Annotated in this window: 18 protein-coding genes; 4 read left to right on the top strand and 14 right to left on the bottom strand. The window is 66.8% G+C overall.

Annotated elements, in window-relative coordinates; all coding sequences use genetic code 11:
• Positions 1-115 precede the first annotated feature (115 nt).
• On the top strand, positions 116-460 hold the full coding sequence (locus EEY80_RS02440; RefSeq protein WP_126974948.1) for a DUF2794 domain-containing protein: 345 nt from the start codon (positions 116-118) through the stop codon (positions 458-460).
• Between the two features lie 12 nt (positions 461-472).
• Here the strand turns inward: EEY80_RS02440 and EEY80_RS02435 are convergent, their stop codons facing one another.
• From EEY80_RS02435 to sucC, 10 genes are all read right to left on the bottom strand, one after another.
• Positions 473-829, bottom strand: a complete 357-nt coding sequence (locus EEY80_RS02435; protein WP_126974947.1) for a DUF305 domain-containing protein — start codon at positions 827-829, stop codon at positions 473-475.
• Positions 830-958: 129 nt separating this feature from the next.
• A complete protein-coding gene (gene lpdA, locus EEY80_RS02430; RefSeq protein WP_126974946.1) occupies positions 959-2,347 on the bottom strand; it encodes a dihydrolipoyl dehydrogenase in 1,389 nt (462 codons plus the stop codon).
• A gap of 44 nt (positions 2,348-2,391) precedes the next feature.
• A complete protein-coding gene (locus EEY80_RS02425; RefSeq protein WP_126974945.1) occupies positions 2,392-2,787 on the bottom strand; it encodes an MAPEG family protein in 396 nt (131 codons plus the stop codon).
• A gap of 2 nt (positions 2,788-2,789) precedes the next feature.
• The gene (locus tag EEY80_RS02420) at positions 2,790-3,200 is read right to left on the bottom strand and encodes an MAPEG family protein (protein ID WP_328590482.1); all 411 of its coding nucleotides are present in this window, start codon (positions 3,198-3,200) and stop codon (positions 2,790-2,792) included.
• Positions 3,201-3,204: 4 nt separating this feature from the next.
• A complete protein-coding gene (locus EEY80_RS02415) occupies positions 3,205-3,450 on the bottom strand; it encodes a hypothetical protein (RefSeq protein WP_126974944.1) in 246 nt (81 codons plus the stop codon).
• A gap of 48 nt (positions 3,451-3,498) precedes the next feature.
• Positions 3,499-5,034, bottom strand: coding sequence for a 2-oxoglutarate dehydrogenase complex dihydrolipoyllysine-residue succinyltransferase (gene odhB / locus EEY80_RS02410; RefSeq protein WP_126974943.1), 1,536 nt, complete (start codon positions 5,032-5,034; stop codon positions 3,499-3,501).
• Positions 5,035-5,039: 5 nt separating this feature from the next.
• Entirely contained in the window at positions 5,040-7,997 is a 2,958-nt protein-coding gene (locus tag EEY80_RS02405; protein ID WP_164738109.1) for a 2-oxoglutarate dehydrogenase E1 component, read from the bottom strand.
• Between the two features lie 58 nt (positions 7,998-8,055).
• Positions 8,056-8,940, bottom strand: coding sequence for a succinate--CoA ligase subunit alpha (gene sucD, locus EEY80_RS02400; RefSeq protein ID WP_126974941.1), 885 nt, complete (start codon positions 8,938-8,940; stop codon positions 8,056-8,058).
• Between the two features lie 13 nt (positions 8,941-8,953).
• Positions 8,954-9,460, bottom strand: coding sequence for a hypothetical protein (locus EEY80_RS02395; RefSeq protein ID WP_126974940.1), 507 nt, complete (start codon positions 9,458-9,460; stop codon positions 8,954-8,956).
• Position 9,461: 1 nt separating this feature from the next.
• Positions 9,462-10,655, bottom strand: coding sequence for an ADP-forming succinate--CoA ligase subunit beta (gene sucC / locus EEY80_RS02390; protein ID WP_126974939.1), 1,194 nt, complete (start codon positions 10,653-10,655; stop codon positions 9,462-9,464).
• 210 nt (positions 10,656-10,865) lie between these two features.
• Here sucC and EEY80_RS02385 point away from each other — a divergent pair, with 210 nt between their 5' ends.
• A complete protein-coding gene (locus tag EEY80_RS02385) occupies positions 10,866-11,885 on the top strand; it encodes a glycosyltransferase family 2 protein (protein WP_164738108.1) in 1,020 nt (339 codons plus the stop codon).
• A 37-nt stretch (positions 11,886-11,922) separates the two neighbouring features.
• On the opposite strand, the gene EEY80_RS02380 is transcribed toward EEY80_RS02385, so the two are convergent.
• The 4 genes from EEY80_RS02380 to EEY80_RS02365 form a co-directional block, all read right to left on the bottom strand.
• On the bottom strand, positions 11,923-13,368 hold the full coding sequence (locus tag EEY80_RS02380; RefSeq protein WP_126974937.1) for an aldehyde dehydrogenase family protein: 1,446 nt from the start codon (positions 13,366-13,368) through the stop codon (positions 11,923-11,925).
• A gap of 22 nt (positions 13,369-13,390) precedes the next feature.
• Positions 13,391-14,707, bottom strand: coding sequence for a TRAP transporter large permease (locus EEY80_RS02375; RefSeq protein ID WP_235829682.1), 1,317 nt, complete (start codon positions 14,705-14,707; stop codon positions 13,391-13,393).
• Positions 14,704-15,216 carry a TRAP transporter small permease gene (locus EEY80_RS02370; protein ID WP_126974936.1) on the bottom strand — a complete coding sequence of 171 codons (513 nt, stop codon included), beginning with the start codon at positions 15,214-15,216 and terminating at the stop codon, positions 14,704-14,706. Before EEY80_RS02370 ends, EEY80_RS02375 begins: the two co-directional genes overlap by 4 nt.
• Positions 15,217-15,278: 62 nt before the next feature.
• Positions 15,279-16,259 (bottom strand): type 2 periplasmic-binding domain-containing protein, encoded by a 981-nt coding sequence (locus EEY80_RS02365; protein WP_164738107.1) that lies wholly within the window; start codon positions 16,257-16,259, stop codon positions 15,279-15,281.
• Positions 16,260-16,565: 306 nt separating this feature from the next.
• Between EEY80_RS02365 and EEY80_RS02360 the strand changes: the two genes are divergently transcribed.
• Both EEY80_RS02360 and EEY80_RS02355 read left to right on the top strand, forming a co-directional pair.
• A complete protein-coding gene (locus EEY80_RS02360) occupies positions 16,566-17,564 on the top strand; it encodes a type 2 periplasmic-binding domain-containing protein (RefSeq protein ID WP_126974934.1) in 999 nt (332 codons plus the stop codon).
• Positions 17,565-17,629: 65 nt separating this feature from the next.
• Positions 17,630-18,382: an IclR family transcriptional regulator gene (locus tag EEY80_RS02355; protein ID WP_126974933.1), complete on the top strand. Its 753-nt coding sequence runs from the start codon at positions 17,630-17,632 to the stop codon at positions 18,380-18,382.
• Positions 18,383-18,423 lie beyond the last annotated feature (41 nt).

Here is an 18,423-nt window from a genome sequence, read left to right as displayed (position 1 = left end):
ACAGCATTGGCGTGATAACGCGCTTGTCATCCCCGGCCGCCCCGGGCCTCCGGGCGGCGGGGGGAAGGCCGCGCCGGCGCTTGATTTGCGCGGGAAGCGGCGTCACATTCCCTTCATGTCGGTGATCCCGCCCACGCCCTTCCCCGCACCCGTGCCGGCCGATCAGGTCGCTTTCGACCGCGCCGAACTGTCGGTGCTGCTGGGCCTCTATGGCCGCATGGTCGCGGCCGGCGAGTGGCGCGACTATGGCATGAGCTTCCTGCGCGAGGTGGCGGTGTTTTCGGTCTTCCGCCGGACGGCGGAATTCCCGCTCTACCGGATCGAGAAGCGCCCCAGGCTGCGCGCCCGGCAGGGTCAATATGCGGTAATCGGCATGGATGGACAGGTGCTGCGCCGGGGCCATGACCTGAAGACGGTGCTGCGGGTGCTGGAACGCCGGATGATCCGGACGGTGGAGTAGGGCCGGTCGGCCCTACGGCGCCGGATCGAACCCCATTCGCCGCAGCATCGCCTGCATCTGTGCGATCTCGCGCTCCTGCGCGGCAATGATCTCTTCGGCCAGCGCGCGGGTTTCGGCATCCTCGCCCAGTTCCAGCTGCACCTTCGCCATGTCCAGCGCCGACTGGTGATGCGGGATCATCATCAGCAGGAAATCCGCATCGGCATTGCCGGTCGAGGGCATGTCCTGCATCGCCATGTCCATCGTGGCCATCGCGTCCATGTAGCCCTGCATCGCGCTGCCCGGCACGCCATGCCCGGCATGGTCCTGCGCCAGCGCGGGGCCGGCCAGCATCGCGGTTGCGAGCGAAATCAGGCGCAGCATCCTCATGTCCCTATCCTCCACCGATCCGTGATCCGTGTCAGAGGATCATGGCTGCGGGCGCAGGGCAAGCGGCTGCAGGCGCAACGGAAAGGGCCGGCGCATCGGCCGGCCCCCCGTTCGTGCGTCCCGACCAGGTCAGGCGTGGATCGCGCCGTCGCCGCAGGCCAGCGCCGCCTCGCGCACCGCCTCGGAATAGGTCGGGTGGGCGTGGCAGGTCAGCGCCAGATCCTGCGCGCTGGCGCCGAATTCCATCGCGACGCAGACCTCGTGGATCAGGTCGCCCGCGCCCGGCCCGATGATGTGGCAGCCGAGGATGCGGTCGGTTTCCTTGTCGGCCAAGAGCTTGACGAAACCGTCGGCCTGGAACACCGCCTTCGCCCGCGCATTGCCCATGAACGGGAACTTGCCGACCTTGTAGGTGCGGCCCAGTTCCTTCAGCATCTCTTCGGTCTGGCCGACGCTGGCGACCTCGGGCGTGGTGTAGATCACGCCGGGGATGACGCCATAGTTCACATGGCCATGCTTGCCGGCGAGGATTTCGGCCACCGCCATGCCCTCGTCCTCGGCCTTGTGGGCCAGCATCGGGCCGGGCACGCAGTCGCCGATGGCATAGACGCCCTTCACGCTGGTCTGGAAATGATCGTCGATCTTGACCATCCCGCGCGGCAGCATCTCGACGCCGAGCGCCTCCAGCCCCAGCCCTTCGGTGTAGGGCTTGCGGCCGGTGGAGACGAGCACCGCATCCGCCTCGATCGTGGCCTCGCTGTCATCCTTGCGCAGCTTGTAGGTCACTTTAGCCTTACCGTCCGCGACCTCGGTCTTCTGCACGGCCGCGCCCATGACGAAGTCGAAGCCCTGTTTCGTCAGGATCTTGTGGAAGGCCTTCACGACCTCGCCATCGGCGCCGGGAATGATCGCGTCCATGTATTCGACCACGGTGACCTTGGTGCCGAGCCGGGCATAGACCGACCCCATTTCCAGCCCGATCACGCCCGCGCCGATCACCACCATGGTTTCGGGGATCGCCTTCAGGCTCAGCGCGCCGGTCGAGGTGACGACGGTTTCCTCGTCCACCGTCACCCCGGGCAGCGAGGCGGCCTCGGACCCGGTGGCGATGACGATGGACTTCGCCTCGTGGACCTCGTCGCCGACCTTGACCTTGCCGGCCTCGGGGATCGAGCCCCAGCCCTTCAGCCAGGTCACCTTGTTCTTCTTGAACAGGAACTCGATGCCCTTGGTGTTGCCGTTCACCACGTCCTGCTTGTAGGCCTGCATCTTGGCCCAATCGACGGTGGGGGCCGCGCCCATCAGGCCCATCTTCTCGAAATTCTCGTGAACCTCGTGCAGGTGATGCGTGGCGTTCAGCAGCGCCTTCGAGGGGATGCAGCCGACATTCAGGCAGGTGCCGCCCAGCGTTTCGCGGCCCTCGACGCAGGCGGTCTTCAGCCCGAGCTGCGCGCAGTGGATGGCGCAGACATAGCCGCCGGGGCCGCCGCCGATCACGATCACGTCGAATGTTGCCATTGCGGGTCTCCTGGGTTCGGGCCGGGTCTTCGCGCCCGGCTTCGTCAGATCAGTGCGGCGACGACCATCGCCACGGTTGCGAGAAAGCCCACCCCCCAGATGGCCGAGCGCGCGGGGCACCAGCCGAGGACATAGGCGGGAATGTAGAGGATGCGGGCCAGCAGGAAGGCCCAGGCCAGCGCCGCCGTCACGGCCGTGGACTGGCCGCTGACGGGGATCATCAGCGCGGCGGGGGCGAACAGGATCAGCGACTCGAAGGAGTTGTCGAGCGTCCGCTGCAGCCGTCCGCCGGTAACGGACAGCGGCCGCTTCGGCGGCTCGTCGCGAGGTGAGGTCGTCCAGCGCGGGCCGAGCTCGCGGTTGGCGATCAGCGCGAAGGCCACGAACAGGCCGCCATGCAGCAGGATGGCAAGGGCCAGCACGGTCAGTTCCGCCGTCATTGTCAAACTCCCCCGGCCACGCCGGCCGCGACCATCGCCAGCGTCGCGACAAGGCCGATGGTGAACAGGATCGACCGCCCCGGCACCCAGCCGAAGGCATAGCCGGGCAGATACAGCGCGCGGGCCGCGACATAGACCCAGGCGCAGGCGGCGGTGAACCAGCTGTTCGACCCGGTCAGGCTGACCAGCACCACGGCGGTCAGGAACAGCCCGGTATTCTCGACATGGTTGGCCAGCGCCCGGCGCAGGCGCAGCGTCTGCTGCGACAAGGGCAGGTCGCCGTCCCGGGGCCCCATGTTGCCGCGGGGCCCCACGTCGCGGGTCAGCGCCGCCTGCGACCAGCCGACGGCGGCGAGGTGGATCAGCACCGTCGCCGCCAGCGCGGCCAGTTCCGGGGTCAGGCCGGCCGCCATCGGATCACGCCGTCTTCAGGAAATGCGCGGCGACGGGGCGGCCGAAGCCCGCGGACCGGTCCAGCCAGGCCTGCGCCCGGCCGCGGTCGTTCACCTGGAACAGCAGCACCACATGCGAGGGCGTGTCGGCATCCGACCACATCTGCAGCAAGGTCAGCCCGGCCTGCGCCCGGTTTTCGGCATCGTCGTCGAACATCTCCCGCCAGGCGGCGGGGTCGGCGGCGTCGATCTGGCACAGCAGTTGCAGCATGACGGGGCTCCTTTCGGAAAGGGCGGCCCGAAGGCCGCCCTGCGGGGATCAGATGTCCATCAGCAGGCGGCGCGGGTCTTCCAGCGCCTCTTTCACCCGCACGAGGAAGGTCACGGCGCCCTTGCCGTCGACGATGCGGTGATCGTAGCTGAGCGCGAGATACATCATCGGGCGGATGACGATCTGGCCGTTCACCACCACCGGGCGGTCCTGGATCTTGTGCATGCCGAGGATGCCCGACTGCGGCGGGTTCAGGATCGGCGAGGACATCAGCGAGCCATAGACCCCGCCGTTCGAGATGGTGAAGCTGCCGCCCTGCATCTCGGCCATCGTCAGCTTGCCGTCGCGGGCGCGCAGGCCCAGCTCGCCGATCTTCTTCTCGATCGCGGCAAAGGACATCTGGTCGGCATCGCGCACCACCGGCACCACCAGTCCGGTGGGGGTGCCCACCGCGACGCCCATATGGACGTAATGCTTGTAGACCACATCGCCGCCGTCGATCTCGGCATTGACCTCGGGCACTTCCTTCAGCGCGTGGCAGCAGGCCTTCACGAAGAAGGACATGAAGCCCATCTTGACGCCGTGCTTCTTCTCGAACTGGTCCTTGTAGGCGTTGCGCAGTTCCATGATGCCGGACATGTCCACCTCGTTGTAGGTGGTCAGCATCGCGGCGGTGTTCTGCGCGTCCTTCAGGCGGCGGGCGATGGTGGCGCGCAGGCGGGTCATCTTCACCCGCTCTTCCCGCGCCGCGTCATCGGCGGGCACCGGCGCGCGCGGCACCGAGGCGGGGGCAGGGGCCGCCGCGGCCTTGGGGGCGGCGGCCGCGCGGGCCACGTCGTCCTTCATGATGCGGCCGTCACGGCCGGACCCGGTGACCTGATCGGCGGAGAGGCCCGCCTCGGCCATCGCCTTCTTGGCCGAGGGCGCATCCTCGACATCCTTGGCCTTGCCCTTGGTCGCGGCCTTGTCGGCATCCGGCGTGGCGGCCTTCGCGGCGGGCGCCTCGTCCGACTTCGGCGCGGCGGCCGAGGCGGCGGCCCCTTCGGCGACGACGGCCAGCTTGGCCTTGGCATCGACGGTGGTGCCCTCGGGGGCGAGGATCTCGGTCAACACGCCGGCCACGGGCGAGGGCACCTCGACCGATACCTTGTCGGTTTCCAGCTCGCACAGCATCTCGTCCTGCGCGACGGCGTCCCCGACCTTCTTGAACCATGTGGACACGGTCGCCTCGGTCACGCTTTCTCCCAGCGTCGGCACCATCACGTCGGTCATCTTGCCCTCTCCTGCGCCGGGCGTCGCGGCCTCGGCGGCTTTCTTCGGCTTCATCTCTTCCGGACCGGCATTCCCGGTTTCGGCAATCTGTGCGAGCAGCGCGTTCACGCCGACCGTCTCTCCCTCGGGGATGACGATCTCGGCCAGCGTGCCGGCAACCGGCGCGGGGACCTCGACCGTCACCTTGTCGGTTTCCAGTTCGCACAGCATCTCGTCGGCGGCGACATGATCGCCGACCTTCTTGAACCAGGTGGCGACCGTCGCCTCGGTCACGCTTTCACCCAGTGTCGGCACGCGGACTTCGATGGACACGGGGGTTATCCTCCGATGCTCAGGGCTTCGTTGACGAGGGCCTCCTGCTCGGCCTTGTGGCGCGAGGCGAGACCCGTGGCGGGCGATGCCGAGGCGGCGCGGCCGACATAGCGCGCGCGGCCATGCGTGGCGCCGATCCGGCCCAGAACCCATTCCAGATTGGGTTCGAGGAAGCTCCACGCCCCCTGGTTCTTCGGCTCTTCCTGGCACCAGACCACTTCGGCGGTCTTGAAGCGGTCGAGTTCCTTCACCAGCGACTGCGTCGGGAACGGGAAGAACTGTTCGACACGCATCAGGTAGACGTCGTCGATACCGCGGGCGTTCCGTTCCGCCAGCAGGTCGTAATAGACCTTGCCCGAGCACAGGACCACGCGCTTGATCTCGGCATCCGGGCGCAGCGTCAGCTCGCCGCCGCGTTCGGCGCTGTCCGCCAGCACCCGGTGGAAGCTGGACCCGGTGGTGAAATCGGCCGCCTCGGACACGCACATCGGATGGCGCAGCAGCGATTTCGGCGTCATCAGCACCAGCGGCTTGCGGAAGTTGCGGTGCACCTGCCGGCGCAGGATGTGGAAGTAGTTCGCCGGGGTCGAGCAGTTGGCGACGATCCAGTTATCCTCGGCGCACATCTGCAGGAAGCGTTCCAGACGGGCCGAGGAATGTTCCGGACCCTGACCCTCGAACCCGTGGGGCAGCAGCATCACGAGGCCCGACATCCGCAGCCACTTGCGCTCGCCCGAGCTGATGAACTGGTCGAACATGATCTGCGCGCCGTTGGCGAAGTCGCCGAACTGCGCCTCCCACATCACCAGCGCGTTGGGTTCGGCCAGCGAATAGCCGTATTCGAAGCCCAGAACCGCATATTCCGACAGCATCGAGTCGATGACTTCCAGCCGCGCCTGCCCGGGCTTGATGTGGTTCAGCGGGAAATAGCGTTCCTCGGTCGTCTGGTCGACGAAGGCCGAATGCCGCTGGCTGAAGGTGCCGCGGATACAGTCCTGACCCGACAGCCGCACCGGGAAGCCCTCGGCCACCAGACCGCCGAAGGCCAGCGCCTCGGCCGTCGCCCAGTCGAAGCCCTGCCCCGTCTCGAACATCTTCGCCTTGGCTTCCAGCTGCCGGCCGACCGTCTTGTGCAGGTCGAACCCCTCGGGCGCGCTGGTGATGCGCGCGCCGATATCGGCCATCAGCTCCGGCGTGATCGCGGTCTTGCCGGCCTGATATTCGGCGCCTTCCTGTTCGATGCCGGTCCACTTGCCGTCCAGCCAGTCGGCGCGGTTCGGCTTGAACTGCTTGCCGGCCTCGAACTCCTCGTTCAGGCGCGCCTGGAAGGCGGCCTTCATGTCCTCGATCTCGCCTTCCGGGATCAGGCCGTCCTTGACCAGCCGTTCGGTATACAGCTGCAGCGTGGTCTTGTGGCTCTTGATCTTCTTGTACATCGCCGGGTTGGTGAACATCGGCTCGTCGCCTTCGTTGTGACCGAAGCGGCGATAGCAGAAGATGTCCAGAACCACGTCCTTGTGGAACTTCTGGCGATATTCGGTGGCGACCTTGGCGGCATGGACCACGGCCTCGGGGTCGTCGCCGTTCACGTGGAAGATCGGCGCCTCGACCATCAGCGCGATGTCGGTCGGGTAGGGCGAGGACCGGCTGAAATGCGGCGCGGTGGTAAAGCCGATCTGGTTGTTGACGACGACATGGATCGTGCCGCCGGTGCGGTGGCCGCGCAGGCCCGACAGGCCGAAGCATTCCGCCACGACGCCTTGGCCGGCAAAGGCCGCGTCGCCGTGCAGCAGCACCGGCAGCACCCGGGTGCGGTCGCTGTCGTTGTGCTGGTCCTGCTTGGCGCGGACCTTGCCCAGCACCACCGGGTTCACCGCCTCAAGGTGCGAGGGGTTGGCCGTCAGCGACAGGTGGACGATGTTGCCGTCGAAGCTGCGGTCGGACGAGGCGCCGAGGTGATATTTCACGTCGCCCGATCCATCCACGTCGTCGGGCTTGAAGCTGCCGCCCTGGAATTCGTGGAACAGCGCCCGGTAGGGCTTGCTCATCACGTTCACCAGCACGTTCAGCCGGCCCCGGTGCGGCATGCCGACCACGACCTCGCGCACGCCGAGCGCGCCGCCGCGCTTGATGATCTGCTCCATCGCCGGGATCAGCGCCTCGGCACCGTCGAGGCCGAAGCGCTTGGTGCCCATGAACTTGACGTGGCAGAACTTCTCGAAGCCCTCCGCCTCGACCAGCTTGTTCAGGATCGCGCGGCGCCCTTCGCGGGTAAAGGCGATCTCCTTGCCGTAGCCCTCGATCCGCTCCTTCAGCCAGGCCGACTGTTCGGGGTCCGAGATGTGCATGTACTGCAGCGCGAAGGTGCCGCAATAGGTGCGCTTCACCATGTCGAGGATCTGCCGCATCGAGGCGAATTGCAGCCCCAGCACATTGTCGATGAAGATCGGGCGGTCCATGTCGGCCTCGGCGAAGCCGTAGGACCGCGGGTCCAGTTCCGGATGGGCGTTGTCGTCCTGCATGCGCAGCGGATCGAGATCGGCGGCAAGGTGGCCGCGGATGCGATAGGCGCGGATGATCATGATGGCGCGGATCGAATCCAGGACGGCGCGCTTGATCTGCTCGTCAGTCACCGGGACGCCGGTCTCGGCGGCCTTCGCCTTGATCTTGTCGCCCGCGCCCTTCAGCTCCTTCGCCGCCGCCGGCCATTCGCCGGTCAGCGCCGCGGTCAGATCGTCGCCGGGCAGCGGCGGCCAGTCCGCCCGCGTCCAGGACGCACCCTTCGCCTCGTTGCGCACATCCGTCTCGGCATCGCCGAGGCTGCGGAAGAAATCGGCCCAGGCCTGATCGACCGCGGCCGGGTCGGTCGCGTAGCGCGCATACAGCTGTTCGATGTATTCCGCGTTGTGCCCTTGCAGGAAGCTCGAGGCGTGGAACTGGTCGTTGGGGCTCTGGTCCGTCATGGTCGCACCTGACAATTGGAAATCCGCGCCCCTCATATAGGGCGCGGAAGCTTGGATGTTACTTGCCCATGGCCTTCATGACCGCCTCGCCCAGATGGGCGGGGCTGTCGGCCACCACGATTCCGGCGGATTTCATCGCCTCGATCTTGCTTTCCGCGTCGCCCTTGCCGCCCGACACGATCGCCCCGGCATGGCCCATGCGGCGGCCCTTCGGCGCGGTGCGGCCGGCGATGAAGCCGGCGCAGGGCTTGGCGCGGCCCTTCTTCGCCTCGTCGGCGAGGAACTGCGCCGCCATCTCCTCGGCATCGCCGCCGATTTCGCCGATCATGATCAGCGCCTCGGTCTCCGGGTCGGCCAGGAACATTTCCAGCACTTCCAGGTGTTCGGTGCCCTTGATCGGGTCGCCGCCGATGCCCACGGCCGAGGACTGGCCGAGTCCGAGGTCGGAGGTCTGCTTCACCGCCTCATAGGTCAGCGTGCCCGAACGCGACACGACGCCGATCTTGCCGCGCTTGTGGATATGGCCCGGCATGATGCCGATCTTGCAGGCGCCGGGGGTGATGACACCCGGGCAGTTCGGGCCGATCAGCCGCGACTTCGAATTGATCAGCGCGCGCTTGACCTTCATCATGTCCAGCACCGGGATGCCCTCGGTGATGCAGACGATCAGCGGCACCTCGGCGTCGATCGCCTCGAGGATCGAGTCGGCCGCGAAGGGCGGCGGCACGTAGATCACGCTGGCATTGGCGCCGGTCCGCTCCACCGCCTCGTGCACCGAGTCGAAGACGGGCAGGTCCAGATGGGTGGTGCCGCCCTTGCCGGGGGTCACGCCCCCGACCATCTTGGTGCCATAGGCGATGGCCTGTTCGGAATGGAAGGTGCCCTGGCTGCCGGTGAAGCCTTGGCAGATTACCTTGGTGTTTTCGTCGACGAGTACGGCCATGTGCGGCGTCTCCTTAATTCGTGATCCAGGCGCGATAGTACTTGCGGCCGTTCTGTTGGTTGATGGGGGCGAAGTACAAGGTACCGCCTTTGGCGGCCTTTGCCTCGATCTCCCCCGTGTCGGGATCCATGCCGACGGGAGCCCCCTTGGCGGCAGAACCTGCCGCGAGCATCAGCCCGATGCTGGACAACTCAGAACGAGACCCGAAGACCATTGAGCAGACATCGTGCGAACCTTCCTTCACAAGTTTGAAGGAAAGGTCGAGGTTCTGATGATAATAGGTCCCGGTTTCGGGATGCTGCGTCACTGGCAGTTTTGCCAGCACCGCCTTTGCCGCAGCCGGTTTCGCCCCGGTATCACCGCAGACGTCGTTGAAGAGCATAGCGGCAAAAATCTGGTCTTCCGGATCAAGCAGGGAGGACCCGGGCCCGACCTGGGCCGCAGCGACCGTTCCGGCCGATTGCGTTTCCACGCAACCGGCCAGCAGGGCTACAGCAAGAAGCGAGGCGGCGCGCAGCATCTCAGCCCTTGACCGCCTTCACGATCTTCTCCGCCGCGTCCGACAGGTTGTCGGCGGCGATGACATTCAGGCCGGAATTCTTGATGATGTCCTTGCCCAGTTCCACGTTCGTGCCTTCCAGACGCACGACCAGCGGAACCTGCAGGCCCACTTCCTTGACCGCGGCCAGCACGCCCTCGGCGATGATGTCGCAGCGCATGATGCCGCCGAAGATGTTCACGAGGATGCCCTTCACGTTCGGGTCGCTCGTGATGATCTTGAAGGCCTCGGTCACCTTCTCCTTGGTGGCGCCGCCGCCCACGTCGAGGAAGTTCGCCGGCTCCGCACCGTAGAGCTTGATGATGTCCATCGTCGCCATGGCAAGGCCCGCGCCGTTGACCATGCAGCCGATCTCGCCATCCAGCGCGATGTAGTTCAGGTCGAACTTCGAGGCGGCGAGTTCCTTGGGGTCTTCCTCGGTCTCGTCCCGCAGCGCGAGGATGTCAGGCTGGCGGTAGAGCGCGTTGTTGTCGAAGCCCACCTTGGCGTCCAGCACCTTCAGGTTGCCGTCTTCCATCACGATCAGCGGGTTGATCTCCAGCATCTCCATGTCCTTCTCGACGAAGGCACGGTAGAGGTTCTTGACCAGCGCGACGCATTGCTTGACCTGCGGCCCCTTCAGGCCGAGCGCGAAGGCGACGCGGCGGCCGTGGAAATCCGACAGGCCCGAGGCCGGGTCGACGCTGAAGGACACGATCTTTTCAGGGGTGGAGGCCGCGACCTCCTCGATGTCCATCCCGCCCTCGGTCGAGACGACGAAGGAGATGCGGCTGGTGGCGCGGTCGACCAGCAGCGCGAGGTACAGCTCGCGCGCGATGTCCGAGCCGTCCTCGATATAGATGCGGTTGACCTGCTTGCCGGCCGGGCCGGTCTGGTGGGTCACGAGGGTGCGGCCCAGCATCTGCTTGGCCAGCGTTTCCGCCTCTTCCACCGACTTGGCGAGGCGGACGCCGCCCTTCTCGCCGGCCTCGGGCTCCTTGAACTTGCCCTTGCCCCGACCACCGGCGTGGATCTGCGCCTTGACGACCCACAGCGGCCCGTCCATCTCGCCCGCCGCGGTCTTCGCCTCGTCGGCCTTCAGCACGATGCGGCCGTTCGAGACCGGGCAGCCATAGCTCTTGAGCAGAGCCTTCGCCTGGTATTCGTGGATGTTCATGGTACTGTCCCATGCTGGTGTGGTTTGCGGCTGTCTCGCACGGGTGCGGCGTGCCCGAAAGCCTTTTCGGGCCGGGTTGGCGGAATGCAGCCGCTTTTGCAAGGTTCGTGATCACATGCCCGAAGGCTGTGATCACGAAGCGGTTGCCGGGCGCAAAGCCGCTGGAAACATGCTGCAATGCAACACGAATCACTGGTGGGAGGAGCGGGCATGATGCGCCAGGACGGGCAGGGCGGCGACTGGATCGTGGTGGCGACGGTGGACGAACCGGCGCCCCTGCTGGCGGCCTTCGCGGCGCATCATCTGGCGATGGGGGCGCGGCAGGTGCAGCTGTTCCTCGACCGGCCGGATGCCGGCGCGCAGGCGCTGCTGTCCGGTCTGCCGGGGGTGCGGGTCACCCTTTGCGACCCGGCCTACTGGGCGCGGCATCCGCGCGGGCAGCGCCCGCCCCGCCACACCGCCCGGCAGAAGGCGAACGCGGCGCTGGTGCAGGCGGGCACGGATGCCGCGTGGATCCTGCATTGCGACGCGGACGAGTTCCTGTCGGCCCCGCCCCGCCCCGCCCTCGATGCGGCGGAGGCGGACACCGACTGGCTGACGCTGCCCGTCGCGGAACGCGCCTTCCGCCCGCTGCCGCAGGAGGGGCTGTTCGACGGGCTGTTCCGCCGCCCGCTGGAGGACTGGGCTGAAGCCGGCCCGCTGATCCATGGAGGGGAGGCCGGATACCTGAACCGGGGCCTGACCGGCCATACCGCCGGCAAGGGCCTGTTCCGCACCGGCCGCGGGATCGAGATCGGCATTCACGCCCCCGTTCCGGCGGCCGGCCGGGCCTGGACCGGCGCGGCGGCGCGGGACCTGCGCCTGCTGCATTTCGACGGACTGACGCCGCTGCATCTGGCGCTGAAACTCCTGAAGCGCGCGACCGAGACCTATGGCGGCCCGCCCCGCCCCCACGGCGCCCACCGCATCGCCCAGTTCACCGAGATGGCGCGGCTGGCCCCCGACCGGCGCGGCTGGCGCGAATTCCTGCGCCGCCTGCAGACGGTGACCGAGGCGCAGGAGGCGGCGCTGGCCGCGCGCCACGGCCTGTTCGCGCCGGACCCGCCCGCCGATATCGCACAGGTCGCGGGGCAGGCGCTGCCGGGGCTGGACCTGTCGCCCGACACCTTCGACGCCGCGCTGCAGGCGCGCGAGGCAGAACTGATCGCGGCGACGGGGCTGGCGGTGTAGCACCCCCGGCCGCGGGGGCCGGGGCGTTGCGGGCGGCCTACAGCAGGATGTTCAGCGCCTTGGTTTCAAGATAGCTGCGCATCTCCTCGATCCCTTCCTCGCGGTCGACGCCGCTGTTCTTGAACCCGCCCCATGGCATGCCCACGAAATGGGTGTTCGATCCGTTGACGAAAATGCTGCCGGCCCGCAGGCGTCGGGCCGTGGCGAGGGCGGTGGTGATGTCATTCGTCCAGATCGCTGCCGACAGGCCGTAGGAGGTGTCGTTGGCATCGGCGATCATCGCGCCGTAGTCGTCCCAGGGGGCAACCGCCATCACCGGGCCGAAGATCTCCTCGCGCCAAAGCCGCATCGCGGGCGTCACGTCGCCGTACACGGTCGGCTCCACCCAATATCCTTTGGCGAAGGCCGCCCCTGCCGGCCGCTTGCCACCGGTCATCAGACGGGCGCCGCGGGTCTGCTCTGCGTCCAGAAAGCTCATCACATGGGCATGGCTGCGGGCGTTGTTGATCGGACCCATATCGGTGTCCGGCGCCATCGGATCGCCAAGCCGCAGCGCCGCCACCCGGTCCGAGATCCGGCGCAGCACATCTTCATAGATGTCACGATGCACCAGCACCCGCGAGTTCGAGCCGCAGGACTGTCCCTGCCAGGCAAAGTTCATGCCGCGCACCGCGCTGGCCGCCGCCTTGTCGGGATCGGCATCCGGAAAGACGATCATCGGGTTCTTGCCGCCCAGTTCCAGCGTCACATGCTTGACCGCAACCTCGGCGGCCGCGCGCTGGATGGCCCGTCCCGTCGGCACCGACCCGATCAGCGCCAGCCGCTTGACGTCGGGATGCCGGACCAGTGCCGCGCCGGCCTCGGGTCCCGTGCCGTTGACGATGTTGAACACGCCGGGCGGCAGGACCTCGCGCGCGACCTCGCCCAGAACGAGCGCCGACAGGGGCGAGGTTTCCGGCGGTTTGACCACGACGGCATTGCCGACTGCCAGCGCCGCCGCCGTCCGCGCCACCGAAAACAGCGCCGGATGATTGTAGGCCGCGATCCGCCCCACCACACCATAGGGTTCCAGCAGGGTCATGTGCAGGTTGCGGTGCGACGCCGGGATCGTTTCCCCCCGCATCGCAGGCGCCAGGCCTGCGTAGAACCGCAAGGTCTTCAGCGTCTCGTCCATGGCGTGAAGGGTGGGCTTCAGCGTATTGCCGCTGTCCAGCACCTCGATCCGGGCCAGTTCGTCGAAGCGTTCCGCCAGACGATCGCCGAACTGCCGCAGGATCTCGGCCCGTTCGTCCACATCACGTGCGGCCCAGTCGGGCCAGGCGCGACGGGCCGCGTCAATGGCGCGGTCCATGTCGGCCGCCGAGCCGAGTGCCGCCCGCCCGATCACCTCTTCATTCGCGGGATTGAGCGACGGCTCCCAACGGCCGCTTTCACTCTCCACCAACGCGCCGTCGATCAGCAGGCGGCCTTCGATCTGTCCCATGGTCGGTCCTTCGGTCTTTCGGTCAGTTGCGGACGAGCGACGGCACGTAGAGCACGATCCCGGGGAAGATCGTGATCAGCAGCACCAGCGCCATCGTGCAAAGCAGGTAGGGGGCGACGGCAAGCGACACATCGGCAAGCGATTTTCCCTCTGTCGCGCCCAGCATGACGTACAGCGCCATCCCGAACGGCGGGGTGGCCAGCCCGACCTCGACGAAGATCAGGATGAAGACGCCCATCCAGATCGGGTCCACACCGTAGGCCTGGACCATGGGCAGGAAGATCGGAATGGTCAGCAGCATGATGCCGACCGGTTCAAGAAAGGCGCCGAGGATCAGCAGCACCAGCGCGATGGCCAGCAAGATCACCGGCAGGCTGGCATCCATCCCCTGCACCCAGCCCACGAGCCCGCGCGTCGCGCCGGATATGGCGAGGATCTGGCTGAAGGTCGTCGATGCGAGGATGATCATGAAGATCATGCCGCTGATCTTCATGGCGCTTTGCGCCGCGCTGACCACGGACGCCAGCGTCAGGCTGCGAAAGAAGGCGGCCACGATCAGGACGGACAGCACGCCGAACGCAGCCGCCTCGGTGGGCGTGGCGATGCCGAAGATGATGGTTCCCATCAGCGCACAGATGATGAACATCATCGGCAGCAGGTTGACCGCCACGAGCCTCAGTTTTTCGCCGAGGCTCGTCGTAGGAACGTCGTAGGCGGGGGCGGCATCGGGGCGCAGGCGGGTGATGACGAACACCAGCACGGCATAGCCGAGCGCCAGCAGCAGTCCGGGCACCAGCCCCGCAAGAAGCAGCCGTCCCACATCCAGCCCGGCGAGGCTGCCCAGCACGACCGCGAGGCCCGAGGGCGGGATGATGGCGGCGAGGCCGCCGGTGGCGATGATCGGGCCGATGGACAGCGTGTCGGCATAGCCCGCCTTGCGCATCTCGGGATACATGCTGGACCCCATCATCGCCACATTGCCGAGGCTGGAGCCGGACAGGGCGCTGAACAGGGTGCCGCCGCCGATGGCGACATAGGACAGCCGGCCACGCACCCGGCCCAGCAGACGGTCGACCACCACGAAGACGCGGCCGGCGATCCCGGTGTGGAAGAACAACTCTCCCATCAGGATGAACAGCGGAATCGGCATGAGTGAATAGTTCATCAGGGCTTCGGACGAATTCGCCGCCAGTTGCACGAGACCGAAATGGCCGCCCATGAACAGGTAGACGCCGATCGCGTTGGCGATGAGGAAGGCGAAGGCGATCGGAACGCGCAGCGCCATCAGCGTCAGGATCAGCCCGATCATCAGGCCGAAGCTGGAATACCAGGCCATCATGATTGCACGCTGCCCGTGTTCCGGCCGCCGAGGGACAAGGCCACATGCCGCAGGAATTCGATCGCGCACAGGAACAGGCCCGCCGACAGGATGGCGTAAAGCGACCAGCGCGGAACATCGACGGATCGCAGGATGACCTCGCCCCGCTGAAAGGCCGCCAGCCCGCCAAGCGCGGCGTAGCCGGCCACCAGCAGGCAGATGGCCGCGGCCGCCAGATCGGTCAGCCGGATCACCACGCGCCGGGCGGGCGCCGTCAGCGCGCCGTCGATCAGTTCCATGGCGACATGGCCGCGGGTCCGCACCAGCCAGGGCGCGGCCAGCATCGCCGAACAGGGCAGCCCGAAGTCGATGGCCGTGCTGAGCCAGACAGGTGCTGTCCCGACGAACAGGTTGCGGGCGATGACATCCCAGAGTGTGCCGATGACGATCGCGCCCAGATAGGTTGCCCCCAGAAGGAAGAGCAGTTTGATGAAACCGGCCCAGGCTGTGCCGATGGATGAGACGGACATGGGTCTTCCCGATGCGGCACTGCCGTCCGGGGCAGACGGCAGCGCGGGGTTGGCGGACGCGGTTACGGGGCGGGATACAGCAGCGGCTTGATCGCTGCCTCGAACTCCGGCGCGGTCTTGGCGAGCTTGTCCCAGACCACCGAATAGGCCACGTCGCTGTACCGCGCGGCGGCGTCCGGCGCGGGTTCGATCAGCTCGATCCCGTCCGCCGTCAGGCGCTCTTCCTCGGAAGCCATCCGGGCGGGCATCTCGGCCGCGATCTTTTCCTCCAGCGCGAGTGCCGCATCCTGCAGCACCGCCTTGGCCTCGTCCGGCAGCGCGTCATAGCGCGCGCCGTTCATCATGATCACGGGCGACCCCTGCCAGACCGCCGGGCCGACCCGCGCCTTCAGCAGGCTGTTCACACCCACGTCCGACACGAAGGCGATCCAGCCGAACCCGTCGACGACCCCGCGTTCCAGCGCGCTGAAGACCTCGGACTGCTCCATCATCACGTTCTCGGCGCCGATGGCATCGAACCAGTCGCGATAGGTTCCGGCTGAACGCAGCTTCTTGCCGCTCAGCACGACATTGCCTTCGGCATCGAGTTCGGGGACCTCCGAAAGATAGAGGTAGTATTGCGTGCCGTTGCCGTTCCACGCCAGAAGCTCGGCGCCCAGCCGGTCTCGCCAGGCTGCCTTCAGCATGTCGAAGGCGCCGTTCGCGCGCGCCTCGGCCGCGGTCACCGTGGCGCCGGTCAGCGCCTCGCTTTCCGGCACGGTACCGGCGTAGTAGCCGGCCGGCCCGCCCTGAATGTCGATCACGCCATTGCGCAGGGCAGTATCCTGCTGGCCGGGCGGAATGGCCTCGGGTCCGCCGATCACCTCGATGCGGACGACGCCGGCACCGGCCTCGTTCACCATGTCGACATATTCCAGGAAGCTTTGCGTGATGACGTTGTTCGGCGGCAGGGCCGAGACGCCGCGCAGAACCTCTTCTGCCTGCGCGATCCCGCCGAAGGCCATCGCCATGCCCACCAGCGCCGTGGTCCGAAACTGTTTCATTGGATCTCCTCCCTCGACATGCGAGTCCCCTCTTGCGCCATCGCAAGGTGGACAAGCATCCTCCGTGTCGGCAATCATTTTTCCAAAATGTGGAAATAAAGTCAACAGCATTCTTGATGAGTGGAAGTCAGGTTCGGTCCCGGTCGCGACAAAACTTCGCGTCAAAACTCTGATAGAACTCGTGTTTCTCTCCAGTTTCTCCCACTATCCGCGGGACCGGCTGTGGTGGCACTATTGCCATATAACAGAAATGAAGCCAGTGTGTTCGCGATCCGCCGCGAGCAGGCGGGGCCGAAGGAGCGCCCTATGACACGTTTGAAGATGACCATGGCGATCAGCGACTATGCCCACACCGTCGATCTGGTTGCCGGGCGGATACAGCCGGTTGGAATCGCTCTGAATATCCTGTCCTATTCCTTCGAGCGCGTCGGGCTGCGCTTCGCCCAATCGCGCGAGTTCGACATCGCGGAGTTCTCCTTCGCCGGATACTGCGCCCATCTGGCGAACAGCGACCGGCCGGACCTCGTGGCCTTTCCGGTCTTCCCCTCCCGCGTGTTCCGTCAAAGCGCCTTCTATGTGAACGGCGAATCGGGGATCGCGGACGTGGGCGATCTGGCGGGCAAACGGATCGGCCTGCCGCAGTGGTCCCAGACGGCCACCGTCTATGCCAAGGGCTATCTCCAGCATCAGGCCAAGGTCCCGCTGGACTCGGTGGACTGGGTGCAGGCTGGCGTGAACAGCCCCGGCCGCAAGGAAGGGGTGGCGCTGCGACTGCCTGCCGGGGTGAAACTGCGGACAGAGCCGGCGCGGTCGCTCAGCGACATGCTGGCCTGCGGGGATCTTGACGCGGTGATCTCTGCCCGCCCGCCGGACAGCTACCTGCAGGGCCATCCGTCGGTCCGGCGTCTGTTCGCCGATCCCCGCGCGGCGGAAGAGGCGTACTTCCGGCAGACCGGGATCTTTCCGATCATGCACATCATGGTGGTGCGGCGCGACCTGTTCGAGGCGAACCGCTGGATCCTCCGCAACCTGATGGACGCCTTCGAGGAGGCAAAGCGCAACGCGCTGCGCGCGATGGATGAGATCACCACATCCTACCTGCCCATTGCCTGGGGCCCCGAGGAGATGCGGCGCCTGAACTCGGTCGTGTTCGGAGACGGTGAAATCTGGCCCTACGGGCTGACGCGGAACCGGGCGACCATCGATGCCTTCCTCGGCTATTGCCACGAGCAGGGCGTAACGCACCGCCGGCTGGCCCCGGAAGATCTGTTTCCGCAGGAATGTCTGCAGGATGTGGTCATCTGACCTGCCTTCCGCGCCGCATCCCCGGAGTGCTAGAGACGGGGGAGAGATCTTGGGGGTAGACGGAATTGACGGGATTTGAGCGGTACGAGAACCTGCTCCGGCTGTTTCTGGACCGGGCTCCGCTATGGAGCGTGGCGGAACTGTCCCAGTCTCTGGGCACATCGGCCAGCAACGTCTACCGCACCGTGCGCGAACTGGTCGCGGCAGGCTTTCTGGAGGCCGCCGAAGATTCGCGCTACCGGCTGGGCCCCATCTTTCTGGAGTTCGAGCGCCACCTGCGGCGCAGCGATCCGCTGGTGCGGTCCGGGTCGGTGTTTCTGGCGCCGCTGGTCGAACAGGCGGGTATCCCGTGCTGTGCGGCGCTGGCCCGGCTGTACGGGGACACCGTGATGTGCGTGGCGGATGCGCAATCGCCCCGGTTCGACGCAAAGACCAGCTATGAGCGTGGCCGTCCCATGCCCATCCTGCGCGGCGCGACGTCAAAGGCCGTCCTGTCCGTCCTGCCCGCCCGCAAGCGCGACCGGATCATTGCCGCGGCCGTCGGCGATGCGCCCGGGGAGGCCGAAGCCTTGCGAAGCGCGCTGTCGGCCATTCGGAAGGCCGGAATCGTCAAGACCGTCGCCGAGGTGGACCCCGACCTGGCCGGGATCGCCGTGCCCATCAGCCCGGGGGTGCAGGCGCTTTTCGGGTCGCTCAGCCTGATCGTCCGCCACGCGACCCTGACGCCCGAGATCGAGGCACGCCTCGGCACGATCCTGCACTCGCACGCATCCCTGATCGAGAGCTACGTCCGGATGGAGGTCGAGAGGACCTCATGAATTTCCAATATATGTGATCGAAGCTCACATATCTGTTGATA

Source organism: Frigidibacter oleivorans, from assembly GCF_003993775.1.
GTDB classification, from domain to species: Bacteria; Pseudomonadota; Alphaproteobacteria; order Rhodobacterales; family Rhodobacteraceae; genus Frigidibacter; species Frigidibacter oleivorans.
The sequence above is the reverse complement of the archived record's forward strand: the minus strand, read 5'-3'. Positions and strand labels throughout refer to the sequence as shown.